At 39.4% G+C, this 24,899-nt stretch carries 26 protein-coding genes, 1 pseudogene, 1 riboswitch and 1 other annotated feature; of the genes and pseudogenes, 25 read left to right on the top strand and 2 right to left on the bottom strand.

What is annotated here, in order from left to right:
• Nucleotides 1–2: 2 nt before the first annotated feature.
• The 5 genes and pseudogenes from IEU81_RS03050 (at nucleotide 3) to IEU81_RS03030 (ending at nucleotide 5,011) form a co-directional block, all read left to right on the top strand.
• Complete coding sequence (locus IEU81_RS03050; protein WP_186090221.1) at nucleotides 3–3,032, top strand: type I restriction endonuclease subunit R; 3,030 nt, start codon at nucleotides 3–5, stop codon at nucleotides 3,030–3,032.
• On the top strand, nucleotides 3,025–3,519 hold the full coding sequence (locus IEU81_RS03045) for a GIY-YIG nuclease family protein (protein ID WP_186090219.1): 495 nt from the start codon (nucleotides 3,025–3,027) through the stop codon (nucleotides 3,517–3,519). The genes IEU81_RS03050 and IEU81_RS03045 overlap by 8 nt, the downstream gene beginning before the upstream one ends.
• A 297-nt stretch (nucleotides 3,520–3,816) precedes the next feature.
• On the top strand, nucleotides 3,817–4,284 hold the full coding sequence (locus IEU81_RS03040; protein ID WP_186090218.1) for a restriction endonuclease subunit S domain-containing protein: 468 nt from the start codon (nucleotides 3,817–3,819) through the stop codon (nucleotides 4,282–4,284).
• A 183-nt stretch (nucleotides 4,285–4,467) separates the two neighbouring features.
• Nucleotides 4,468–4,635: pseudogene (locus IEU81_RS03035) on the top strand (JAB domain-containing protein); the annotation flags it as partial.
• Between the two features lie 13 nt (nucleotides 4,636–4,648).
• A complete protein-coding gene (locus IEU81_RS03030) occupies nucleotides 4,649–5,011 on the top strand; it encodes a hypothetical protein (RefSeq protein ID WP_186090216.1) in 363 nt (120 codons plus the stop codon).
• Between the two features lie 13 nt (nucleotides 5,012–5,024).
• Here the strand turns inward: IEU81_RS03030 and arr are convergent, their stop codons facing one another.
• Complete coding sequence (gene arr, locus IEU81_RS03025) at nucleotides 5,025–5,441, bottom strand: NAD(+)--rifampin ADP-ribosyltransferase (RefSeq protein WP_186090214.1); 417 nt, start codon at nucleotides 5,439–5,441, stop codon at nucleotides 5,025–5,027.
• 147 nt (nucleotides 5,442–5,588) lie between these two features.
• Here arr and IEU81_RS03020 point away from each other — a divergent pair, with 147 nt between their 5' ends.
• Both IEU81_RS03020 and IEU81_RS03015 read left to right on the top strand, forming a co-directional pair.
• The gene (locus tag IEU81_RS03020; RefSeq protein WP_269461379.1) at nucleotides 5,589–6,437 is read left to right on the top strand and encodes an aldo/keto reductase; all 849 of its coding nucleotides are present in this window, start codon (nucleotides 5,589–5,591) and stop codon (nucleotides 6,435–6,437) included.
• A gap of 104 nt (nucleotides 6,438–6,541) precedes the next feature.
• A complete protein-coding gene (locus IEU81_RS03015; RefSeq protein ID WP_186090211.1) occupies nucleotides 6,542–7,609 on the top strand; it encodes an NAD(P)H-dependent flavin oxidoreductase in 1,068 nt (355 codons plus the stop codon).
• Nucleotides 7,610–7,650: 41 nt separating this feature from the next.
• Here the strand turns inward: IEU81_RS03015 and chrA are convergent, their stop codons facing one another.
• Nucleotides 7,651–8,826 (bottom strand): chromate efflux transporter, encoded by a 1,176-nt coding sequence (chrA, locus tag IEU81_RS03010; RefSeq protein ID WP_186090210.1) that lies wholly within the window; start codon nucleotides 8,824–8,826, stop codon nucleotides 7,651–7,653.
• Nucleotides 8,827–8,979: 153 nt separating this feature from the next.
• Here chrA and IEU81_RS03005 point away from each other — a divergent pair, with 153 nt between their 5' ends.
• The 18 genes from IEU81_RS03005 to secDF all read left to right on the top strand — a co-directional run bounded on the left by IEU81_RS03005 (nucleotide 8,980) and on the right by secDF (nucleotide 24,896).
• On the top strand, nucleotides 8,980–9,852 hold the full coding sequence (locus IEU81_RS03005; RefSeq protein ID WP_186090208.1) for a putative RNA methyltransferase: 873 nt from the start codon (nucleotides 8,980–8,982) through the stop codon (nucleotides 9,850–9,852).
• 327 nt (nucleotides 9,853–10,179) lie between these two features.
• The gene (locus IEU81_RS03000) at nucleotides 10,180–10,689 is read left to right on the top strand and encodes a SprT-like domain-containing protein (protein WP_308807822.1); all 510 of its coding nucleotides are present in this window, start codon (nucleotides 10,180–10,182) and stop codon (nucleotides 10,687–10,689) included.
• Between the two features lie 68 nt (nucleotides 10,690–10,757).
• Nucleotides 10,758–10,860, top strand: a riboswitch (SAM riboswitch).
• Between the two features lie 69 nt (nucleotides 10,861–10,929).
• A complete protein-coding gene (locus IEU81_RS02995; protein ID WP_186090204.1) occupies nucleotides 10,930–11,943 on the top strand; it encodes a methionine ABC transporter ATP-binding protein in 1,014 nt (337 codons plus the stop codon).
• Between the two features lie 52 nt (nucleotides 11,944–11,995).
• A complete protein-coding gene (locus IEU81_RS02990; protein WP_092599881.1) occupies nucleotides 11,996–12,595 on the top strand; it encodes a methionine ABC transporter permease in 600 nt (199 codons plus the stop codon).
• The gene (locus IEU81_RS02985) at nucleotides 12,596–13,402 is read left to right on the top strand and encodes a MetQ/NlpA family ABC transporter substrate-binding protein (RefSeq protein WP_186090203.1); all 807 of its coding nucleotides are present in this window, start codon (nucleotides 12,596–12,598) and stop codon (nucleotides 13,400–13,402) included.
• Complete coding sequence (locus IEU81_RS02980) at nucleotides 13,403–14,551, top strand: aminotransferase class I/II-fold pyridoxal phosphate-dependent enzyme (protein WP_092599824.1); 1,149 nt, start codon at nucleotides 13,403–13,405, stop codon at nucleotides 14,549–14,551.
• A 71-nt stretch (nucleotides 14,552–14,622) separates the two neighbouring features.
• Nucleotides 14,623–15,471, top strand: a complete 849-nt coding sequence (mreC, locus tag IEU81_RS02975; RefSeq protein WP_092599878.1) for a rod shape-determining protein MreC — start codon at nucleotides 14,623–14,625, stop codon at nucleotides 15,469–15,471.
• A 5-nt stretch (nucleotides 15,472–15,476) separates the two neighbouring features.
• Complete coding sequence (mreD, locus tag IEU81_RS02970; RefSeq protein ID WP_186090201.1) at nucleotides 15,477–15,995, top strand: rod shape-determining protein MreD; 519 nt, start codon at nucleotides 15,477–15,479, stop codon at nucleotides 15,993–15,995.
• A 41-nt stretch (nucleotides 15,996–16,036) separates the two neighbouring features.
• Nucleotides 16,037–16,109 (top strand) — a sequence feature (ribosomal protein L21 leader region).
• 11 nt (nucleotides 16,110–16,120) lie between these two features.
• Nucleotides 16,121–16,429 (top strand): 50S ribosomal protein L21, encoded by a 309-nt coding sequence (gene rplU / locus IEU81_RS02965; RefSeq protein ID WP_092599818.1) that lies wholly within the window; start codon nucleotides 16,121–16,123, stop codon nucleotides 16,427–16,429.
• Nucleotides 16,429–16,749 (top strand): ribosomal-processing cysteine protease Prp, encoded by a 321-nt coding sequence (locus tag IEU81_RS02960; RefSeq protein WP_092599815.1) that lies wholly within the window; start codon nucleotides 16,429–16,431, stop codon nucleotides 16,747–16,749. Before rplU ends, IEU81_RS02960 begins: the two co-directional genes overlap by 1 nt.
• 11 nt (nucleotides 16,750–16,760) lie before the next feature.
• On the top strand, nucleotides 16,761–17,045 hold the full coding sequence (gene rpmA, locus IEU81_RS02955) for a 50S ribosomal protein L27 (protein WP_026858248.1): 285 nt from the start codon (nucleotides 16,761–16,763) through the stop codon (nucleotides 17,043–17,045).
• Between the two features lie 86 nt (nucleotides 17,046–17,131).
• Nucleotides 17,132–18,412, top strand: coding sequence for a GTPase ObgE (gene obgE, locus IEU81_RS02950; RefSeq protein WP_092599811.1), 1,281 nt, complete (start codon nucleotides 17,132–17,134; stop codon nucleotides 18,410–18,412).
• Between the two features lie 10 nt (nucleotides 18,413–18,422).
• Entirely contained in the window at nucleotides 18,423–19,016 is a 594-nt protein-coding gene (gene ruvA, locus IEU81_RS02945; protein ID WP_186090199.1) for a Holliday junction branch migration protein RuvA, read from the top strand.
• 13 nt (nucleotides 19,017–19,029) lie between these two features.
• On the top strand, nucleotides 19,030–20,028 hold the full coding sequence (ruvB, locus tag IEU81_RS02940) for a Holliday junction branch migration DNA helicase RuvB (RefSeq protein ID WP_092599805.1): 999 nt from the start codon (nucleotides 19,030–19,032) through the stop codon (nucleotides 20,026–20,028).
• Between the two features lie 19 nt (nucleotides 20,029–20,047).
• Nucleotides 20,048–21,070, top strand: a complete 1,023-nt coding sequence (queA, locus tag IEU81_RS02935) for a tRNA preQ1(34) S-adenosylmethionine ribosyltransferase-isomerase QueA (RefSeq protein WP_186090197.1) — start codon at nucleotides 20,048–20,050, stop codon at nucleotides 21,068–21,070.
• A gap of 24 nt (nucleotides 21,071–21,094) precedes the next feature.
• Nucleotides 21,095–22,243: a tRNA guanosine(34) transglycosylase Tgt gene (gene tgt / locus IEU81_RS02930; RefSeq protein ID WP_208454709.1), complete on the top strand. Its 1,149-nt coding sequence runs from the start codon at nucleotides 21,095–21,097 to the stop codon at nucleotides 22,241–22,243.
• Between the two features lie 18 nt (nucleotides 22,244–22,261).
• Nucleotides 22,262–22,519: a preprotein translocase subunit YajC gene (yajC, locus tag IEU81_RS02925; protein ID WP_092599796.1), complete on the top strand. Its 258-nt coding sequence runs from the start codon at nucleotides 22,262–22,264 to the stop codon at nucleotides 22,517–22,519.
• Between the two features lie 97 nt (nucleotides 22,520–22,616).
• Nucleotides 22,617–24,896 carry a protein translocase subunit SecDF gene (gene secDF, locus IEU81_RS02920; protein WP_186090195.1) on the top strand — a complete coding sequence of 760 codons (2,280 nt, stop codon included), beginning with the start codon at nucleotides 22,617–22,619 and terminating at the stop codon, nucleotides 24,894–24,896.
• The last annotated feature ends 3 nt before the right edge of the window (nucleotides 24,897–24,899 follow it).

Genomic DNA, 24,899 nt, shown 5'->3' with positions numbered 1-24,899 from the left:
TTATGCTGGAGAAAAAGGAAATTCGCTTTGAGCAAGATATTGAAACTGTGCTAACGAATGTAGGCGGTTGGCAGTCTGTGTCTTTTGCTGATACCAACTATGATTCTTCTATTGGAATGGATGCTAGTGTCTTGATTGATTTCATTCAAGAAACCCAACCACGTGCTTGGAAGCGGTATGTTTCTATTTATAAAGAAGCTGCGGAAGACCGTTTTGTCAGGCGTTTTAATGAAGAAGTAACAACACATGGACTACTACACGTTCTACGCAAGGGAATGCGGGACCGTGGTGTTCATTTCCGTGTCATTTATTTCCGTCCCGTTTCATCCATCAGTTATGATAACTTGAAGCTATATGAAGCTAATCGTTTTCACTGTATTCGCCAGTTTTATTATAGTACAAACAATCGTAACTCTATTGACATGGTACTCGCTGTAAATGGGATACCGCTTGTTGCCTTAGAGCTTAAAAACCAATATACAGGTCAAAATGTCCAACATGCAAAACTGCAATTTGAACAAAATCGTGACCCAAGAGAACTTGTTTTTCAGTTTAACACTCGCTTTCTCGTATATTTTGCAGTAGATCATTACGATGTCTACATGACAACGAAACTAGCTAGAAATAAGACATATTTTCTCCCATTTAACCAAGGCTCCAATGGTCCAGGAAATGTGGGGGGTGCAGGGAACCCAGCTAATCCTGAAGGTTATCCAACTTCTTATTTATGGGAAGAAGTCTTAAAGCGCAATCAACTCATGGATATTATTGAACGGTTTATGAACCTAGAAGTAAAGAAGAATATTCTTATCTTTCCACGTTATCACCAGCTAGATGTCGTGAAAAAGTTAGTTGCAGATACGAAGGAATATGGTTCTGGAAAAAATTATTTAATTCAACATTCAGCAGGGTCAGGAAAATCTAATAGTATCGCCTGGCTAGCCTATCATTTGGCTTCTTTACATAATCAAGAGGATGAGCCAATCTATAGCTCTATCATTATCGTGACAGACCGAACTGTCTTAGATAGGCAGTTACAAGATACATTACTCAGTTTTGAACATACGACAGGGCAAGTTGAAACAATCGGGGATAATAAAACTTCCCAACATTTAAAAGATGCCATTAATGATAAAAAGAAGATTATTATTACGACCTTGCAAAAATTCCCTGTCATTTACGATGAGATAGATAGTGTAGCGGGACGAAATTTTGCCATCATTGTTGATGAAGCTCATTCATCTCAAACAGGTTCAAGTGCGCAAAAGTTAAAGCAAGCTTTAGCAGATAAAGAAGCATCTTTAAAGGAATACCAAGAAATCGAAGAAGAAATTGAAATCCAATCTTTAGATGATCAAGATCAACTTGTGAAAACACTACTTTCGCAAGGACAGCATAACAATTTGAGCTTCTTTGCCTTTACAGCTACACCGAAAGAAAAAACGATTGAAATGTTTGGGACAAGGCAAAAAGATGGCAGCTATCGACCTTTTCATATTTACTCAATGCGTCAAGCGATAGAAGAAGGGTTTATTTTAGATGTCTTAAACAACTATATGACCTATAAGGCTTCATATCGTATAGCAAAAGAAATAGAAGAAAATCCTGAATTACCAAAAACGGAAGCTGTCCGAGCGATTGCTAGATATCAGTCCTTCCATCCATGGGTATTAAGGCAGAAAACAGAAATTATCATTGAACAGTTTAGAGAAGTAACCAAAAAAGCTATAAATGGACGAGCGAAAGCAATGATTGTCACATCATCCAGATTACATGCCGTCCGTTATATGAAGGAATTTAAGCAATATATTGAAGAAAAGGGTTATGAAGATTTAGATGTCCTTGTTGCGTTTTCAGGAACAGTAAATGATGATGGCGAAGAATATACGGAACCGAAATTAAATATCACAAAGTTTGGAGAACGGATTCAAGAAAATCAATTGAAAGAAGTTTTCCATAGTGACGATTTTAATTTACTAATCGTTGCAGAAAAGTATCAAACAGGCTTTGACGAACCATTACTTCACACGATGTTTGTCGATAAGAAATTACGTGGTGTGACAGCAGTACAAACTTTATCACGCTTAAATCGAACCATGCCAGGTAAAAAAGATACATTTGTTTTAGACTTTGTCAATACAGAGGAAGAAATATTTGAAGCTTTCCAACCTTTCTATGAAGCGACAACATTAAAAGAAGAAATTAATATTAACCTTATTTATGATACACAAAGTAAATTAAGAAAGTTTTATGTTTATAATGATGACGACATTAAACAAGTAATGAAAATAAATGAACAAGCAGGTAATAAACAAGACGAACGATTACTTGGCAGATTATCCAGCTTATTCAAACCAATACTGGGTCGTTATGAGGAACTAGAAGAAGATGTGCAATATGGTTTTAGGGTGACATTACGTAATTTTAATAAGTGGTATAACTACATTGCACAAATTGACCGAACTTTTGATAAAGATTTACTAGAGGAAAGTATCTTTACAGGTTTCTTACTTAAGTTTATCCCCAAGGAAAAGCGTGAAAAGATAAGTATTGATGATAAAGTAAAATTAGAATATTACAAATTACAAGAAGACTTTCAGGGAGAAATATCGCTTATAGCAGAAGATGATGGAAGCGGTATGTTAGAACATCCAGGTACTGTAGATGCGACTGTTAAACCGACAGATGAACACGATAGATTAGAAGAAATTATCCAAAGAATAAACGAACGTTTTCCAGAAGATTTTACTGAGGGTGACCGAGTCTTAGTCGAAACAATGCACCGTACCCTTAGAAAAAGTGCAGATGCAAAATTAGTAAATATGGCAAGGAATAATAGTGTGGAGATGTTTGAGAATAATTTATTCAAAGAACAATTTCAAGACTTCATTTTAGAACAATATACCGAAAATCAATCTGCATATGGAAAATTATTTGATGCTGACCAATCATACTACAATACGATTTATTCATTTATTGCAAAAGATTTATACAAGTGGTTAAGGTCACAAACACCTGATAATTATGCTTAAATATCAAATTGTTAATTTAGAGTTAAAGTGGGAAGGTCCTTTTCGTATCGAAGATTTAAGGTCACTAAACAACTATGAAACGGATTATGGCATCTATCAAATTTATGGAAATCACCTTGTCTACGGAGAAAATGTTCTATTATATATTGGACAAGCAAATGAGCAGACATTTTATACGAGAATAACACAACACTCGTATTGGTTAGAAAATCATTTCATCATTTATATTGGTAGATTAAGTGGTCAAGTAACTCCATCACACGAAATATGGCATGATAAAATCAGTGCTGTAGAGCAACTATTAATTCATATTCATGCGCCAGCTTACAATACTGCAAACATTAATTCCGTTAATATAGATAAGGTTGGGCATCTACACATCTTAAATGTCGGTAAATATAAAAGTCTTTTACCTGAGGTATCAGGAACTCGTTGGTTGAGAGAAGAGGAAATGTTGACTGAAGATGTTTACAGGTATAAAGGATAATAAGTTATAGTTATTAAATAATAAAACCCGAGTAATGAACACAGTTTGTTCATTACTCGGGTTTTGTCTCCGCTCAAAGCCTGTCATTCCGCTTGTTTATTTCCATCACTACTAGCAATCCCCATTTGAGGGTGTCTTTTGTTTATATATTCTAATTAGAGCAATATTTAGAAAATGGTCAGCAAACTATATCATTCTATATTTTGTGAGTTAGATATATAACTGGTTGTAATATATAATAAGTTAAGTTGATGTATTAAGTAAGAACTTGAAAAACTAAGGATAGGACTGAAGCGTATGATACATAATGAAGATTCAAGAGTTAAACTACCAGCGATGATTCATTTCTTACGATTAGGATTTAAGTATCAAACTAAAAGAAAAATGAAAATCGATCAACGTAATAATATTTTTGTAGATATTTTTAAAGATTCCATTTCAAAAGTGAATGGAACACAATATTCAGAATTGAGAATACAAGAATTACTAAAAGAAATCGATCTGCTCACAGATAACATGAAAGATAAAGGTAAGCTATTTTTTAATAGATTGTCAGATACGACAGGTGTAAAGCTTGTTGATTTAAAAAATCTATTACTAAATAATATGTTGAATATGGTAAAGTTTGCTTCTCCAAATATAAAATTGCTAAAAATGTTTGAAATAGAAACAGGTATACTTTCAGACAGAATTTTTAATTTAGGTTATGAAAACGAACTACTTGAGGAAAAGAGAAATTTACTCATACACAAACTAATTCAATAGTTTTCAATGTAGAGAGACAACGTAAATAGTGTTGTTTCTCTTTTTTTATTGCATAGAAACTACTTTTTTAACAAAGTACAATATAGCCTATTTTCATTACTAATAAGGCTTTTAGATTTTAATGAAACATTGATAATATAACGTTTTCCTATAATCAAAGTAATTTAGCTATAAAGTGTACCTATATGTGTTCACAATCATCCGAGCGGTGACCCGACACCATCAAATGAAGATATTGAAGTGACTAAGAGATTAAGAGAATGCGGCGATTTAATCGGGGTGGATTTTTTGGATCATATTATTATTGGTGATGGTAAATACGTATCGCTTAAAGAAATGAATTACATATAATGGAGGGAAATGAATGGGACTGGATATGTATTTGCTACTTGAAGATAATGACACAGGTGAAATAATAGAGTACAGCTATTACAGAAAATTTAATGCACTGCAGGGATATTTTGAAACGAATTACAATATCGCTAATCCAGGAAAAATTCATTTAAAAGAAGATATCATCAATGATCTATATATCAGATTAAATGAAATACGCTATGCACCTGAAAAGGCAAATCTGCTGCTGCCATCTTATCCGGGACCGTTTTTTGGTACATATGAATACGACAGACTGTACCATTCGTATATTAATCAGGCAGCGTCAGATTTCTATCATGCAAAATTTATCGACAATAAAAAATATAAACTATATTTTGCATCAGACTGGTGAATTTTCAACGAAATCAATCATAAATAATATTTTTATCTTGTTTCGTTAATTCTTCCAGTGACTCCAGCATCTGTTTAATCTGTTCATCAGAATGCCGTTCCCAGACACCTAGTTCAGCAATAATTTTTACCGGTTCAGATGAACGGTAGGAGCGGGTCGGATTGCCGGGGAACCTTTGATCAGTAAGGTTTGGATCATTTTCGAATTCTCCTGCGGGTTCGACAATATAAATTCTTTCCTGATTATCTGATGCAGCCAGCTCAGCACCCCATTTTGCAGCTTCCAGTGCGGCAGTGAAATAAATGTAATTAGATTTTTTGTTCTGAAAGTTCGATTGATAGTTTGGTTTGAGTGAATCGCCTATATTCAATGCGGCTTTTGTACCGTGGAAAAACGGTCCTCTATCTAAGGGTTCTATATTTTCATCCATATAATCTGCTCCCCAATAATATATTTAACAATACAAATTATATCGGCTATCATGAAAAAAGTGCAGTCTGTTATATGAGTTCATTTAGCTGTATAATAAAAGCAAAGAGAGTTAATGATTACTAATTTACAAAACGGGGGATTTTTAATGCAGACTGTTAAATTGAACAATGGGATTGAAATGCCGATTGAAGGATACGGGGTTTTCCAAATCGGTCCTGAGGAAACTGAACGCTGTGTACTTGACGCATTGAAAACAGGTTACCGCAGTCTGGATACTGCTGCGACTTACGGTAATGAAGAAGGTGTCGGCAAAGCGATTAAAAAAAGCGGTGTGCCAAGAGAAGAAATCTTCTTAACAAGCAAGTTATGGGTTGAAGATCAAGGGTATGAGTCTGCAAAGGCAGCATTTGAAAAATCTCTGGAAAAACTTGGTACAGATTATCTGGATTTATATTTAATTCACCAGCCTTACGGTGATTATTACGGATCATGGCGTGCAATGGAAGAACTATATAGTGAAGGTAAAATTAAAGCAATCGGTGTATCTAACTTTGATGCCGCACGTTTAGTCGATTTAATTATGAACCAAACCATTGTTCCAGCTGTAAATCAAGTCGAACTGCATCCTTTTGTACAGCAGACTGAAGCTAAAAAAATAATGGATGAATATGGTGTGCAGATTGAATCTTGGGGACCTTTAGCAGAAGGCAAGCATGGAATTTTAGAAAATACTATGCTTAAAGAAATTGCTGATAAACATAATAAAACTGTTGCACAAGTCATTTTAAGATGGCATTTAGATCGGGATGTTGTCATTATTCCTAAGTCTGTTCGTTCAGAACGTATGAAAGAGAATTTAGAAGTACATGATTTTTCTCTGGATGCATCTGATATGGAGAAAATTGCGGGCCTAGACGGTCAGCAGGATATGATTGTTGATCATACAAATGTTGAAATCGTTAAAGTGATGAATAATTCAAAAACACCTGAATAAGTTCTTAAGTTGACTCCATTCTGATTTGAACAGAATGGAGTTTTAACATATATGCTATGATATTGATAATCTTATGAGCTGAAATAAGTAGAGGGGATGATTCAATGCTGACGATGAGTACAGACTTATGTGATTTATTAAAGATAAAATATCCGATTATCCAGGCGGGTATGGCCGGCGGTGCGACGACACCGGCACTCGTCGCAAGTGTAAGTAATGCAGGGGGACTCGGAACGCTCGGTGCTGCTTATATGAAATCTGAAGATATCAAAATGGCAATAGCTGAAATAAGGAAATTAACTGACCAGCCGTTTGCTGTAAATTTATTTTGTGTTGAACATGGCATCGAGCCAAAGCAAAATGAAAAAGAGGCAGTGAAACAGGAACTGCTGAACATCGGCAGAGATTTAAGTATAAGTGAGTCAGACATTCAATTTAATGCAGCAGATTATTTTGAAGATCAATTTAATGTATTAATAGAGGAAAAGGTTCCTGTCATCAGCACAGCCTTTGGTACACTGCCTGAAGATAAGGTGATACTTGCTAAAGATAGAGGGATGACAATCACTGTAATGGTGACTACGGCAGAAGAAGCGATACTGGCTGAGAAAAGCGGGGCAGATGCTGTTGTGGCACAAGGCTCTGATGCCGGCGGTCACAGAAGTACTTTTGAATTAAGCCGTCATAAAAATGGTGCTGATATTGGGACGTTCTCACTCGTGCCTCAGATTAAAGATCAAGTGACAATCCCTGTCATAGCTGCCGGGGGTGTAAACGACGGCAGAAGTCTTGTGGCAGCACTAGCACTTGGCGCTTCAGGTGTTCAAATTGGAACGCGGTTTTTATCGAGTGATGAAGCGGGAATCCACCAGGTCTATAAAGAAAAGTTAATAGACAGCAATGAAGAAGACACTGTAATAACAAAAGTATTTTCCGGACGTCCTGCAAGAGGGATATTGAATCAGTATATAAAAGGATTTAAGGCTGAACCTTTGGCTTATCCTTATCAAAACTCAGCAACTAAAAGTATTAGAAATGCTGCTTCAAAAAATGATAATCCTGAATACATGTCATTGTGGGCAGGGCAGAATCTTCGTCCTATAGTGAAAACACAGCCTGCTTCAGATATAATTAATGAAATTATCGTCCAGGCAGAGTATATATTAAAATAAAAAAACAGCTGCAAATTTAATTTGCAGCTGTTTTTTTCATATTACAGTAATCCGATTAATGTTCCGCCGAGTGCGCCGGTGACAACGATGACCCACGGCGGAAGCTTGAAATACACTAACATAACAAACAATACCGCAGCGAGTGCGAAGTCAACAGCTTGTAAAATTGAGCTCGTCCAAATAGGAGTATAAAGTGCAGAAATTAAAATACCGATTACGGCAGCATTCACACCCATGACTGCACCTTTTATTTTAGCATTATTACGAAGCATATCCCAAAAAGGCAGGGCGCCCAGTATTAAAAGAAATGCAGGTAGGAATATCGCAGCAGTCGCGATGAGTCCGCCTATCCAGCCGTTCATCACAGTACCTAAATAGGCCGCGAATGTAAACAGGGGACCGGGAACTGCCTGAGTTGCACCATAACCTGCTAAAAACGCCTCTTCACTAATCCAGCCCATAGGCACAAGTTCTTGTTCCAAAAGCGGCAGGACAACGTGACCGCCTCCGAAGACGAGTGCACCGGACCGGTAAAAGCTGTCGATTACAGCAATCCAGTAGGAGCCGGTAAGTTCACGAAGGGCAGGCAGTGCGAATAGTAAGATGAAAAATAAAATTAAACAGCCAGCAGCAGCGCTCTTTTTAATTGGAAAGGATGCTGACTGATGATCATCTTCTTCATTATTCTTAAAAAGAATAAAACCAATGACCGCAGCGACAAGTATGACACCCACTTGTGTAAACACCGATTGAAATAATAAGGTGCCTAACAGAGCTAAGAGCGCAATAACTTTTCTTGGTGTATCCGGTGCAAGATTTTTACCCATTCCCATAATGGCATGCAGCACGATGACTACGGCAACAATTTTTAAGCCGTGAATCCAGCCGGCATCTGCAATGTTAAATGTAGTTAACAATGAAGCGAAAATCATTAGTACGATGACTGACGGTAAGGTAAAGCCAATAAAGGAAGTCAGTCCACTTAAAACGCCCCCGCGCATAACACCGACACCGATCCCGACCTGACTGGAGGCGGGACCCGGCAGAAATTGTGACAAGGCGACCAGGTCTGCGTAACTTTTTTCATCCATCCATTTTTTGCGGCGGACATATTCGGTGTGGAAGTAGCCGAGATGGGCAGTCGGTCCGCCGAATGAAGTTAAACCAAGACGTGTTGAAACGATGAGAATTTCTAACAGTATACGAAGTTTTTTCATGTATGTCTCCTATGATATTAAGATTACATCTAAGATACCATGAATATTAGAATGATAAATATATATTTACAAACTTAATAATTCGCTATGCTATAATTATTTTTTGATAAGTAAAATTGATAAAAATTATAATCCAATCAGAAGGTGTTAACGATGAAAAAACGCGAACAGAGTGCACTTAATGCATCTGACATCAGCAGCAGTTTACGATGTCCGCTGTGTCATGAAACAGTCACTATAGATGACCTAAAAAGTATAAAATGCTGTAATAACCATACATTCGACTTTGCTAAGCAAGGGTATGTCAATATGTTGCAGAAACCAGTATCAAGCCAGTATGATGATACGTTGTTTCATGCCCGTCATAATATTATTACAGAAGCAGATTTGTATGAGCCGATTCATAAAAAGATTGCTGAACTGATTCAGCCTGAGGCAGAGGAATACACGCTGCTGTTTGATGCAGGTTCTGGAGAAGGATCTCATTTACAAAGCATACTGGATCAGGTGAATGACAAAAACATAAGAGGTATTGGTCTGGATATTTCAAAAGAAGGCATTATAATGGCCGGTAAACATTATGACCAGCCGCTGTGGTTTGTCGGAGACCTTGCTAATCCGCCGCTTAAAGATCAATCATGCAAATATATATTAAACTTTTTATCCCCTGCCAATTACTCAGAGTTTAAACGGATTCTGACTCAAGACGGTTTGATTATAAAAATCATTCCAGGCAGCGGCTATTTACAGGAAATCCGGCACGCGTTATTTAATAATACAGCTGAGAGCCAGTATGAAAACAATGATACTGTAGAATTGATGAAGAAAAACGTCGAAATTATTAGTGAAGAGCGTATGACTTATACTAAAAATCTGGATGAAGCAGCCTTGAAAAATTTAATATCGATGACGCCGTTAGGCTGGCATGCAGAGCGAGATCAAATTGAAACATTTTCAAGTCAGGGGAATAAAGATATTACGGTGGATATGCATCTTGTAATTGCAAAAGATAAACAGGCCATTTGAAATTACTTTAGGTAAATTTCAAAAGTCCGCTTGCTATATTTGCTAAAATGAGTAATAATTACACTAATGAGGCAGAAATATAATGAAATATTACCATGTTTATTACAACGAGGTTACAAAGTCAGAAAATACGAATATTGGGTTGAAATGTGCCGAACATTAAAATATAATGAGAATATATTAAGAAATACATAACAGAACGAACACACATAAGTTAAAGCTATACTCTTCATATCATTAACTCACTCGTTCTTCGATAGTGCCTTTGGCCTAGATATCATATTATATTATTTATCTGTTAGGGAGACTTAGATCTCCCTTTTTTTATTGCATTTTTTAAGAAAGTTTATCAAAGCAGGTGATGATTTGAAAACAGAAACACTAGAATATTATGCTGAGGCTTTTCTCTTAGAAAATTTTAATCTTCCTTTAAATATATCTATACGCATATCTAAAAGAATGAAGTCAAAGCTCGGTGCTTTTCTAATAAAATACAAAAATAAATCAGTATATTCTAAAGAAATTGTGATGTCTTATAATTTTATCGTTCACAATGACCAGGAAGCGATTTTAGATGTACTCTATCATGAATGTGTACATTACGCGCTCTATACTTTAAATAAACCTTTTCGTGATTCCGATGCTGAGTTTATTCAGACGCTGGATGCGCTGGGGATTTCTAAAACGAGAAGTTATCACTATAAAGGCAATGCGTATTTATATGAATGTCCAAAATGCGGCTATCAGTTTACTAAAAAAGTTAAAGGCTACAATAAGCGATATATTTGCAGATATTGCCGAAGCAAGTTTGTTTATAGAAGAGAAATTACTGCCTAAATAGCAATAATTAAAAATTGTTTGACAATTAATCCTTGTTACTTTAGTATGATATACAATTAAATATGTAATTATCCAGAGAGATGGAGGGATCAGGCCCTATGAAGTCTCAGCAGCAGGCTTTTCAAGTACTGTGCTAAATCCTGCAGGCATCGGCTTGAAAGATAATGAAACACAGCCATTTGTCTATTTAGATAAATGGCTTTTTAATATATTTTTATATCGTACAGGAGGGAATACATGAGCATTCAGCTGGATAACGTATCTAAAACTTATTATTTAAAAGGAAGGACAGTGGAGGCACTGAAACCGACGTCTTTATCAGTTCAGACTGGTGAAATTTACGGTTTAATCGGTTATTCCGGAGCTGGGAAAAGTACACTGCTCAGATTAATCAATTTATTAGAGCAGCCGTCATCGGGTACTGTCACTGTCGGAGATGATAATCTAACTGAGATGTCAGCTAAAGATCTTCGCATCAGACGCCAGAAAATCGGTATGATTTTCCAGCAGTTTAATTTAATAGAATCAAAAACGGTCTATGAAAATATAGAGTTTGTACTTAAAGCAAGTAAATATGATAAGAAAGATGTTCCGGCACGTATTGAGGAGTTGTTAAATCTCGTCGGTTTAAACGATAAATCAAACATCAGCGCTTCGAATTTAAGCGGGGGGCAGAAGCAGCGCGTCGGTATCGCGAGAGCGCTGGCGAATAACCCCGATATTTTACTCTGTGATGAAGCAACGAGCGCTTTAGACCCGGATACAACGAAAAGCATTTTAAATCTATTAAAAAGTATCAACAAATCTCTGGGGCTCACTATTGTCATCATTACTCATGAGATGGAAGTCATTAAAGAAATTGCTGACCGAGTCGGCGTGATGTCAGCCGGTGAAATTGTTGAAAGCGGCGAAACATATGAGTTGTTCAGTCATCCAAAAGCAGAAATTACAAAAGATTTTGTGCAGGAAATATATAATTTTGAAGTGCCGGAACAAATTACAGAATCGTCTGAAAATCAAATTATTACCATTCAGTTTTTAAGTGAAAATGCTGAAGAGAATTATTTGAATCAGCTGTACAGGGATTTTGATTTAGATATTAGTATTTTAAACGGCCGGATTGAATATATTAAAGACCAGCCGCTCGGTTTCTTGATGTTCCAGGTGTCGGGGGAAACAGAAGAAATCAGCAGACTAAAAACACATATCGATGAAACAAACGGTATAGAAAGGGTGGGTTATATTGGATAATTTCAGTCAGCTTTGGCCATTACTCTATCGGGCACTGCTTGAAACAGCACTGATGGTTTCAATTTCAATATTTTTTGCAGTTTTAATCGGTTTGCCTCTCGGCATACTGTTATATATTACGCAGCATCCGCTGCTCTTTAAAATAAAGCCTTTAAATGCAACGCTCGGCTGGATTGTCAATATCATCCGGTCATTCCCTTTTATTATTTTAATCGTGGCGATAATGCCCTTTGCAACATGGCTCGTCAATGCATCTCACGGCCCGGTTTTTGCAAGTGTTGCCTTATCTATCGCAGCAGTACCGCTGTTTGCACGCCTGGTGGAATCGAGTTTTAACGGAGTTAAAGACGGCGTGATCGAAGCGAGTATCGCAGGCGGTGCACCAATTTATTTAATCGTCACGGATGTTCTGCTTCCTGAGGCGAAGAAAAGCATTACGCAGGCCATTACATTGACGATTATTTCTATTATTGCCTTTAGTGCAACAGCTGGTGTTGTCGGCGGCGGCGGTGTCGGTGATCTTGCAATCCGATATGGTTATTACCGCTATGACACATTAACGATGATTATTACGGTGATTGTGCTGGTGATTATCGTTCAGATTGTTCAGTGGGCAGGAGATTTCATTTCAAACAGAGGGGAGGAAAAATAAATGCGCGGGATAATAATGTTTTTAATTGGTACGCTTGTTGTCATTGTAGGTACCAGCATTCTTCTATATGAAGATGAAGGCGAGGTCATCACAATCGGTGCATCCAGCGGTCCTTTTGCCGATATGGCAACCTATGCTTTAAAACCAGTTCTTGAAGAAGAAGGTTACACAGTAGAAATCATTGAGTACAGCGACTATATTCAGCCGAACAATGCGCTGGCCAATGGAGACCTGGATGCCAACCTGTTCCAGAACGTATTGTTCATGGAAAGTTATAATGAAGAAAATGATGCGGATTTAAAAAATATAGTTCAAGTGCCTACGGCGCCAATGGGGCTTTACAGCAGTGAATATGACTCTGTTGAAGATATCTCATCCGGCAGTGAAGTGGCTTTACCCTTAGATCCGGTTAACTCCAGCCGCGGATTTTTAACATTGCAGGATGCCGGTCTGATTACTATTAGTGAAGATGCAGATATGTTTGCGATTGAAGAAGCCGATATTATTGATAATAAGAAAAATCTTGAATTTATATTCCAGGATGCGGGACAGCTGCCGAGAAGTGTTGACCAGATTGGTTTATCTTTAGTACCAGGCAACTTCGCTTTAGCCAGTGAAATGAATCTGGACGATGCGCTGACACTGGAAAATATGAATGAATACTTTAGAAATCAAATCGTTATTAACAAAGAAGATGAAGGCAGTAAACTAGAAGAAGATTTATTGAATGCAGTTCAGTCAGACGAATTTAATGAAGTCATCGATGCTGATTTTAAAGGATTCGATAAACCGGAGGAGGACGAATAAATGAGCAGTAAATTATTAAACGCTCTATCGCCGAGCTATTTCAGCAGCATGATGAATGAAAAGCTTGAAACGGGAAGTAAACCGCTCTTAAATTTCGCTGTCGGTATTCCTGACGGTAAAACTCCGAAGGTCATCACAGATGCAGTTAAAACAGCAATCGATAAAGAAGAAAATCAGAAATACGGTGCATTTCGCGGCAAGCCTGAATTAAAGGAAAGCATTAGAAAATTTTATAAAAGAACTTACGGTGTGACTCTGGAAGATGACAACATCGCGATATTGTTCGGTACGAAAAATGCACTCGTTAATTTCCCGCTGGCGCATGTTGATCCGGGAGCCGGCATTATGCTGCCGAATCCGGGCTATGCGGATTATATTACTGCAGTGGAATTGGCCGGTGCCAGACTGATCGATATGCCGCTGCTTAAAGAAAACAATTATCTGCCGGACTTTGATGCGCTGTCAGATGAGCTGGAAGATACGGATTTAATTTATTTAAATTATCCGTCAAACCCGCTCGGCGCTGCTGCTGATCAAACATTTTTTGACGATGTAATTAAAAGATTTAAAGGAAGTCAAACTCAGATTGTTCACGACTTTGCCTATGCTGCTTTTGGTTACAATGAAAAGCATCCCAGCATATTAACGAGCGATCCAAACTTCGATACTGCAATTGAAATATATTCTTTATCAAAAGGATTCAATATGTCCGGCTACAGAATCGGTTTCGCTGCAGGCAATAAGGATATGATTGAAAGTATTAATAAATTCCAGGATCATACGAATGCCGGGGTATTTGGTGTGACACAGGATGCTGCAATTGCAGCGCTCGATAATGCAGATGAACTGATTCCGGCACAAAATGAAATATTTAATAGAAGAAAAGCATTTATTAGCGATGCGCTGGCAGACTTAAATATTCCGTTAGAACCGATTGAAGGCGGGATTTTCGGCTGGATAAAAGTGCCTGACGGGTTCAATGGAGAGAGCTTCACTAAATATCTGCTTAAAGAACAGTCGATATTAGTGACACCGGGCAAGCCGTTTGGCAGCAGAGCGGAAGATTATATTAGAATTTCACTTGCTGTGGACGATCAGGATTTAACTGCATTTACAAAAAGACTGGCCGAGATAAAAAATCTCTGGTGAGATTAGTTTATAGTCTGTGATTAAATGTGGTATTATTTACCCAGATATTAATTTTTGGGGGCGGCATGAGAGTGACTAAGTTTTTTAATAGAAACCGCATGTTAATCGTGCTGTTTGGCATAGTAGTACTAATTGCATTAATTGGCTTTTCGCTGACGGATAGAGATTCCACAACGAAAGCAGAACAATTTACCGGTGATTCGGTTGCAGTGACACAAAAAGCTGTCAATGCACCGTTCGGATTTATCGGAAATATTTTTTCAGATATAATAGGAAGTTTCAGTGCGCTGGAAGAAAATGAGAAATTAAAAGAGCAGCTGGATATGCTCCCGCAGCTGCAGGCGGATAACGAGCGGCTGGCAGAAGAGAATGAGTCTCTTCGTGAATCTTTGGATGTCAGTTCGAATATGGATTATGAGACGATCAATGCCAGTGTGATTTCACGCTCGCCAGACCAGTGGCTGGATTCTTTCACTATAGATAAAGGTGAGAAAGACGGTATTGAAGAAGGCATGGCAGTGTCAACCTCAGAAGGTTTGATCGGGATTGTTACACGTGTCAACGGCAATTCCAGCTTTATCGAAATGATATCAACGAACGCATCACAAAATAATATGTCCGTTGAGGTTAGACACGATGGTGAGGCCGTATATGGTAATATCCGCAATTTTGATACTGAAAATAATGCGCTGGTTGTAGAAAATATTAAGAGTCAGGTTAAACTTGAAACGGGCGATGAAGTATATACATCGGGTCTGACAGGAGCCTTTCCGGAAGGTATAGTGATCGGGACAGTCGTCGAAGTGGAAAATGATGAGTACGGTCTAAGTCAAAATGCGCATGTTCAGATGAACAGCGATTTGAATGATGTAGATACGGTATTCGTTTTAAAACGCGACCCTGAATCACTGGAGGACTGACTTGTATGCAGATGATAGTAATTTTTATAGCTGGTATTGTCTTAATGTATCTGGATATGTCCTTTACCGGTTTTAGTCCCGTGATGATGTTCGGCGTAGAAGTCTATTTTGTGCCGAAGCTGTTATTTATGTATATTCTCCTTCTGACTATTTATGCGGGTCCACGAATCAGTATGTTTTTTGCAGTGCTGTTTGGTATAATGCTGGACGTGTATATCGGCTCTCTTTACGGTATTCACATTTTCGGTTTTATTGCATTTGTAATTTTTATGCAGACGGCGTTCAGAGTGTTTTACAGAGATTTCGTGGCAATGGCCTTTGTGGTGCTGTTAAATACATTTTTATTTGATCTATATCAATACGCTGTCTACAGTGTGCTCGATCTTATATCGATGCCGATTTTTGATTACGTTGCGCTGAGAGCAGTACCGAGTGTCATGATTAATGCTCTGTTTTTCGTCGTCCTTTACGTGCTGGCGGTTCAAACTGCTAAAGTAAGAAAAGAATTCAGGAGAACTAATTGACAATGGCATATATTTTTTATATAATACAGTAGTTGATGAAACGTAAACGTCAACCGCACATATATAGGTTGAAGCGGCAAAAGCCCACCTATAGTGGCGTGTCTTAAATAATAGGAGGTGTAAGTATGTTTGCAATCATCGAAACAGGTGGAAAACAAGTAAAAGTTGAAGAAGGCCAATCAATCTTCGTTGAAAAATTAGAAGTTGAAGAAGGCGCGGACTTCACATTTGACAAAGTACTTTTTGTTGGAGGCGACAGCGTTAAAGTTGGTGTTCCTACAATTGAAGGTGCAACTGTTACAGCTAAAGTTGAAAAGCACGGACGCGGTAAGAAAATTAATGTTATCAAGTTCAAACGCAGAAAAAACTACAGCCGTAAACAAGGTCATCGTCAGCCGTATACTAAATTAACAATCGGCAAGATCAACGCGTAATGATTAAAGTTATCATACAGCAGGACAGTGAACAGAGAATTACCGGATTTACGATGAGCGGACACGCGGATTTTGATGTCCACGGCAAAGATCTCGTATGTGCAGGTGCTTCGGCAGTTGTATTCGGAACTGTTAATGCGCTTTATGCGCTGACTGACTGTGAACCGGACGTCGATATGGCGGACGAAGGTGGATACTTAAGCGTAAAGCTTGAAGATGCATCGGATGACAGCGTTCAAACGATCTTGGAAACTATGATTGTGTCATTGAAAACTATTGAATCAGAATATAACGAATTTATAAAACTTGAATATGAGTGAGGTGTATATGAATGCTTAAATTAGACTTGCAGTTCTTCGCATCGAAAAAAGGGGTTGGGTCGACTAGAAACGGTCGTGACTCTGAATCAAAACGCCTTGGTGCTAAAAGACAAGATGGACAATTCGTAACAGGCGGATCTATTTTATTCCGTCAGCGCGGTACTAAAATTCACCCAGGAGAAAACGTAGGACGTGGTGGAGACGACACGCTATTCTCTAAAATTGATGGTGTTGTTAAATACGAGCGTTTCGGACGCGACAAAAAACGTGTTTCTGTATATCAGGAAGCTAAATAATAATTTTGTGGCATCAGCTTCTGCTGATGTCTTTTTTTATGAATGCTATAATTAAAAACAGAAATTAATACATGGAGGTGAGTGTTATGTTTATAGATTACGTATCCGTATACTTAAAAGCTGGTAATGGCGGTAACGGTCTGGTGGCATATCGCAGAGAAAAATATATTCCGATGGGCGGACCCTCAGGCGGAGACGGCGGTAATGGCGCAGACATTATTATGGAGGTCGATGAAGGACTTAGAACTCTAATGGACTTTAGATTCCAGCGCCACTTTAAAGCAACACACGGAGAAAATGGAATGAATTCTAATATGCACGGGAAAAATAGTGCGCCGTTAGTATTAAAAGTACCGCCAGGTACAATTGTTAAGAATAAAGAAAATAATGAAACACTTGCTGATTTGATTGAACATGGTCAACAGGCAGTCATTGCTAAAGGCGGACGCGGCGGACGTGGAAACTCGCGTTTTGCAACCAGCCGTAATCCGGCTCCGGATTTTGCTGAAAATGGTGAGCCGGGTCATGAACTGGAAGTGACGCTTGAATTGAAAATGATGGCAGATGTCGGTATCGTCGGTTTCCCAAGTGTCGGTAAATCAACGCTGCTCGGCACTGTGTCTCAGGCTAAACCGAAAACAGGGGACTATCATTTTACGACGCTGCAGCCGAATCTCGGGGTAGCGCAGACTAAAGACGGCCGAACTTTCGTTATGGCGGACATGCCGGGTCTTATAGAAGGCGCTTCAGACGGTACAGGTTTAGGACACCAGTTCCTTCGTCATATTGAGCGGACTAAAGTACTCGTTCACGTCGTTGATATTTCTGAAACAGACGGCAGAGATGCCATCGAGGATTATAATACAATCCGCCGTGAAATGGCGCTCTTTAACGAAGAATTACTGGAACGTCCGGAAGTGATTGCATTAAATAAAGTAGAATTAATTGATCATGATGAAGAAATTATTAATAACTTTATAAATGGTATTGATACAAACAGTGAGATAGTACAAATTTCAGCTGCGACTGGTGAAAATATCGATCAGCTGTTATACAAAGTTGCAGATCTGCTGAAAGAGCAGCCTGTAATTAAAGAAGAAATTGAAACGGAGAGCCGCGTTGTTTATCGTCATGAAAAAGATCCGGATAAATTTGCAATTTCCCGTGATGATGACGGTGCTTACGTTGTTTCAGGCGGTGCGATTGAACGACTCTTTATGATGACTGACTTTAACCGTGAAGCAGCGGTGCGCAGATTTGCCAGACAAATGCGTACAATGGGCATAGATGATGCACTGAGAGACCGGGGTATACAAGCCGGGGATATCGTGCGCATTTTAGGCGGAGAGTTTGAATTTGTAGAATAGGTGATTATAAATGTATCAGTATATAAAAGGTAAATTAACGGAAGTTAAACCAGCAGGCGTAACAGTAGAAACAGGCGGGATCGGTTATTTGCTTTTAGTACCGAATCCTTTTCGCCTGGAACGCTATATCAGTACGGATGTAACGATTTTTACAGAGCTGATTGTCAGAGAAGATGCTCAAATTCTCTACGGTTTTATGAGCGAGAGTGAAAAGTCGATGTTTAAATCATTGCTGAAAGTTACAGGGATTGGACCGAAAAGTGCCTTGGCTATACTTGCTGCAGCAACGCCGAATGAAATCATCCTCGCGATTGACAGAGAAGATCATACGTTCATGCAGAAATTTCCGGGCATCGGTAAAAAGAGTGCCAGTCAGATCATTCTGGACTTAAAAGGCAAGCTGAAACCGGAAGGTATGGAAGCAGTCACTGAAATTAAAGCAGCAGATGCTTCAGCTTCTTATATAGAAGAGGCGCTGATGGCGCTTGAGGTACTGGGCTATTCTAAACGTGAACTGACTCGTATAGAGAAAAAACTTGAAAAAGAAGACATTAGTTCTGTCGATCAAGCCGTAAAAACCGGTCTTAAACTATTACTAAATTAAACGGGGTGAAGTAATGGATGAACGTATTTTAGATGAGCATGAGCACGATGATGAAGTATCGCTTGAACTGTCGCTACGTCCGACACGTTTACAGCAGTACATCGGACAGGATGCACTTAAAAATAATTTGAGTGTATTTATCGAGGCCGCAAAAATGAGGGAAGAAGCCCTGGATCATGTGATACTGCATGGTCCGCCGGGGCTCGGCAAGACGACGCTGGCGAATATTATTGCACACGAAATGAATGTGAATATTAAAACGACATCCGGACCGGCAGTCGAACGTGCCGGAGACCTCGCTGCCATTTTATCCAGTTTAGAACCGGGCGATGTACTTTTTATCGATGAAATTCACAGATTGCCGAGATTTGTAGAGGAAATTCTCTACTCGGCAATGGAAGATTTCTTTATCGATGTGGTGATCGGCCAGGGCGATGAAGCAAGAAGCATCCGAATCGATTTGCCGCCGTTTACACTCGTTGGTGCAACGACAAGGTTTGGCAGTCTGTCGGCGCCGCTCAGAGACCGTTTCGGTGTCCAGCTGCGTTTGCAGTACTATGATTTAGACAGTCTTAAATTGATTATTGAACGGACTGCGGATATTTTCGAAGTTGCGATTCCAGAAGACAGTCTGTCTGAGATGGCGAGACGGTCACGCGGCACACCGAGAATTGCCAACAGACTGCTGCGCCGGGTCAGAGACTTTTCCATGGTCAAGGGTGAAGAAGCAATTACCCTCGATACGACTAATTATGCATTGAAAGTGCTTGAGGTTGATCCGGAAGGACTCGAACCTATCGATCATAAAATTATGAAAACAATTATTGGAACATACGGCGGCGGACCTGTCGGACTTGAAACAGTCGCAGTTTCAATCGGTGAAGAGGTCGTGACTTTAAACGATGTCTATGAACCGTATTTAATCCAGCGCGGATTTTTAGAACGCACACCGAGAGGGCGTAAAGCCACAGCAAAATCCTTCGAATATTTTAAAAATATTGAGATGGATTAAGCTGACTAGGAGGACACACATGAAATTAGATGAATTTGATTTTCACTTGCCTGAAAATTTGATCGCACAGACACCGTTGAAAGAACGGACAAATTCAAGGCTTCTCGCTGTAAATAAACAAACAGGCGAGCTGTCGGATAAACACTTTTACGATGTGGCAGATTATTTTGAAGCAGGAGATGTGCTCGTTTTGAACGACACGAAAGTCCTGCCGGCAAGACTGTTTGGCATTAAAGAAGACACAGGGGCTAAAATCGAAATGCTGCTGCTGAAACCGATCGACACTGGCTATGAAGTTTTAATCCGGCCATCAAAAAAGGTGAGTCCCGGTACTAAAGTAGTATTTGGTGAAGGTAAACTTCAAGCTGTTTGTATTGAAAAATTCGATGAAGGTATCCATCATATGGAATTAATTTACGACGGCATTTTAGAAAATGTTCTGGATGAACTCGGTGAAATGCCGCTGCCGCCATACATTAAAGAAAAGCTGGACGATAAAGACCGTTACCAGACAGTTTTTGCACGCGAATCAGGCTCAGCTGCTGCACCGACAGCGGGGCTGCACTTTACTGAGACACTGCTTGCTGAAATAAAAAATAAAGGTGTCGATATTGTTTACATTACGCTTCACGTCGGACTTGGAACCTTCCGTCCGGTCGCAGCGGAAACTATTGAAGACCATAAAATGCACAGTGAGTTTTATACTATGACAGCTGAAGCTGCGGACATGCTGAATCAAGCTAAAGCTGACGGTAAGAAAATTATCAGTGTCGGCACGACAAGTACACGCACACTTGAAACGATTATCCATGACCACGGTGAATTTAAGGCAGCTTCAGGCTTTACGGATATTTTTATCTATCCGGGCTTCGAATATAAAGCAGTGGATGTTTTAATTACTAATTTCCACTTGCCGAAATCTTCACTCGTTATGCTGGTCAGTGCCTTTAGTTCAAGAGAGAATATTTTAAATGCATACGCCCACGCAGTTGAATCTAAATACCGATTCTTCTCCTTCGGTGATGCGATGATTTTATATTAGAATTTAAATTTACAAGAGGTGAATATAATGGCAATTCGCTATGAGCATATTAAAACCTGCAAGCAGACCGGTGCGCGTCTCGGTAAACTGCATACACCGCACGGTGTAATTGATACACCGATTTTCATGCCGGTTGGAACACTTGCAACGGTTAAATCAATGTCTCCGGAAGAGCTGGCGGATATCGGGTCTCAGATTATTTTATCGAACACATATCACTTATGGCTCCGGCCCGGCAATGACATTATAAAAGAAGCCGGCGGGCTTCATAAATTTATGAACTGGGATAAGCCGATTCTGACTGACTCCGGCGGCTTCCAGGTCTTTAGTTTAAGCCACCGCCGAAAAATTACAGAAGACGGCGTACATTTTAGAAGTCACCTCGACGGCTCTAAATTATTTTTAGGACCAGAAGGCGCAATGGATATTCAGCATGATCTCGGTTCTGATATTATGATGAGTTTCGATGAGTGTGCTGCGATTCCGTCGACTCACGAATACGTGAAAAATTCCGTCGAGCGTACGACGCGCTGGGCAGAACGCGGTTTAAACCATCATATTAAAAAAGGACACGATAAACACCAGGCGCTTTTTGGCATCGTCCAGGGCGGTGAATATAAAGACCTGCGTGAGCAAAGTGCCAAAGATTTAGTGTCTATGGACTTCCCGGGATATTCAATCGGCGGTTTATCTGTCGGTGAACCGAAACCCGTCATGTACAGAGTGCTGGAAGAAACTGTGCCGTTGCTACCTGAAGATAAACCGAGATATTTAATGGGGATTGGTTCTCCGGATGCATTAATCGAAGGTGTTATCAGAGGTGTCGATATGTTCGACTGTGTGCTGCCGACTCGTATTGCAAGAAACGGTACGACAATGACATCACAAGGACGTGTCGTCGTTAAAAATAAAATATATGAGCGCGATTTCACACCGCTTGATCCAAATTGTGACTGCTATACTTGTAAAAATTATACCCGGGCTTACCTCAGACATTTATTTAAAGCAAATGAGATTCTCGGATTAAGACTTACTACTTATCATAACTTGTATTTTCTGTTAAACTTGATGGAAGATGTTCGAACTGCCATTTTAAATGATAATTTATTAGATTTTAAAGAAGCATTTTTCGAATCTTACGGATTGAATACAGAAAATCCGAAAAATTTCTAAGCAGGAGGAAATTGCAGAATGGAATTACTCGTAACTTTAGCACCGATTATCGTTTTAGTTTTAGTTATGTACTTCTTAATGATTCGCCCGGCTCAAAAGAGACAAAAGCAAGTTCAGGAAATGCAGGCTGGACTTCAAAAAGGCGATCAGGTCATAACAATCGGTGGCATGCACGGCACGGTTGAATCTTTTGACCAGAAACACATGTACCTGCGCACTGATGAAGCAGCAGTACTTAAATTTGACCGTATTGCTTTAAAAGAAGTTGTAAAATAATACAATGATCTAAGTCGGCTGATGTCGGCTTTTTTTTATTTATCTTTATAAATTTTAGCGTTATACTTAACACATTGTATAAATTAGAGGTGGCAACGTGAAAAAGAAGTCTAGTAAATTAATAATTGCTCTTATGATAGTTGTTGTATTGTTTACAGCAATCGGATTAACGCTGAAAGATGTACTGAAAGATGTAAATCTAGGTCTCGACCTGCAGGGCGGATTTGAAGTTCTTTACCAGGTTGAACCGCTTGAAGAAGGAGATACGATCGATGACAGTGCCGTCGAAAGTACGGCATCTACACTGGATTCACGAGTGAACGTGCTCGGTGTATCGGAGCCGAATATTCAAATTGAAGATAATAACCGGATCAGAGTCCAGCTTGCCGGCATCGATGATCAGCAGGAAGCCCGTGAACTGTTAAGTACGCAGGCGGAGCTGACGATTCGGGATGTTGATGATAACGTTCTCTTATCAGGTAAAGACCTGGTTCAGGGCGGTGCATCACAAGGTTTTGATGAGATGAATAATGCAATGGTATCCCTTGAACTGAGAGACAGTGATAAGTTCAGAGAAGTGACCGAAGAAATCTCTCAAAAACCTGCCGGTGAAAACCTGATGGTCATATGGATGGATTTCACTGAGGGTGAAGATTCATTCAGAGAAGAAGTTCAAAAAGAAAATCCTAAATTTATATCGGCACCAACTGTTTCTCAGCCTATAAATTCTACGGATGTTATGATATCAGGCGGTTTTGACGGCCAGGAAGGTGTCGAACGTGCACAGAATATTTCTGCGCTCTTAAATTCAGGCTCGCTGCCTGTGAAACTGACTGAAGTGTATTCGACTTCTGTCGGTGCACAGTTTGGTGAAGAGGCCCTGGATGAAACAGTCACAGCAGGATTAATCGGTGTCGGACTCGTATTTCTATTTATGCTGGTGTTTTACAGACTGCCGGGACTCGTGGCAGTTGTTACATTGACTGTGTATATATACTTGACAATTGCCGGCTTTAACGCAATCAGCGGTGTGCTGACACTGCCGGGTATCGCCGCTTTAATTCTCGGTGTCGGCATGGCGGTCGATGCTAATATTATTTTATATGAACGTCTAAAAGATGAACTCCGTATTGGACGGACGTTAAAACACGCCTATAAAAAAGCGGCATCATCTTCTATATGGACGATTGTCGATGCCAACTTAACAACGCTGATCGCAGCCATTGTACTGTTTATTTTTGGTACGAGCAGTGTTAAAGGATTCGCGACCATGCTTCTTTTATCAATTTTAATGAGCTTTGTTACCGCAGTATTCTTAACACGTGTCATTATGTCATTAATCGTGAAATCAAATTACTTTAATCGTAAAATCGGCTTGTTTGGTGTTAAACAAAAAAATACTTACAAGATTTCCGAAGGTAAGGAGATTGAAGATTTAACGACGCCGTGGGACCGCTTTGATTTCGTTAAGCATGCAAATAAGTTTTTCGCATTCAGCGGTATCATTGTCGCTGCCGGACTCATTATCCTTTTCATATTTAAATTAAATCTCGGTATCGACTTTACCAGCGGTACGCGGGCGGATATTGCGACTGACGGCAGTGCAACAACAGAAGAAGTTGAAACAGAGTTAACTGAACTCGGTATCCCGCCGGAAAATCTGACGATGTCAGGCGAGAATACAATCGTTGCCAGATACGGTACTGATTTATCTCAAGATGAAGTGACGTCAATGCAGACGCACTTTAGTGAACTGTACGGCAGCGAGCCGATGGTCAGCACTGTCAGTCCGGTTATCGGTCAGGAACTGGTTCAAAATGCCATCATCGCTTTAATTATCGCTTCGATTGGTATTATTATCTATGCTTCGATTCGATTTGAATGGCGGATGGCTGTACCTGCAGTCATCGCACTGCTGCACGACGTATTTATGATACTCGCAGTATTTTCTATTTTCCGCATCGAAGTGGATATTACGATTATTGCTGCAGTACTTACAGTCGTCGGTTATTCTATAAACGATACGATTGTAACGCTCGACAGAATCCGTGAAAATAACCGGAAAATTAAAGTGCTTAGAAGTGAAGAAGAGATTGATATTATTATCAACCGGTCACTCAGACAAACGGCGACTCGTTCGCTTAATACAGTATTAACTGTCATCGTCGTTGTCGTATTGCTCGTGCTGTTTGGTGCGACATCGATTTTCAACTTCTCACTGGCGCTCTTAATCGGCTTAGTCAGCGGTGTGTATTCATCATTCTTCATTGCCATTCAGCTATGGGGCGTTCTAAAACGCAGACAGCTGAGAAAATCGGGCGGAGAACTTGTTGTTTACGATGAAAAATCTAAAAATGATGATAAAGTAGTAGTATAAAAT

This window comes from Jeotgalicoccus aerolatus, assembly GCF_014635205.1.
Classification (GTDB): Bacteria; Bacillota; Bacilli; order Staphylococcales; family Salinicoccaceae; genus Jeotgalicoccus; species Jeotgalicoccus aerolatus.
The sequence above is the reverse complement of the archived record's forward strand: the minus strand, read 5'-3'. Positions and strand labels throughout refer to the sequence as shown.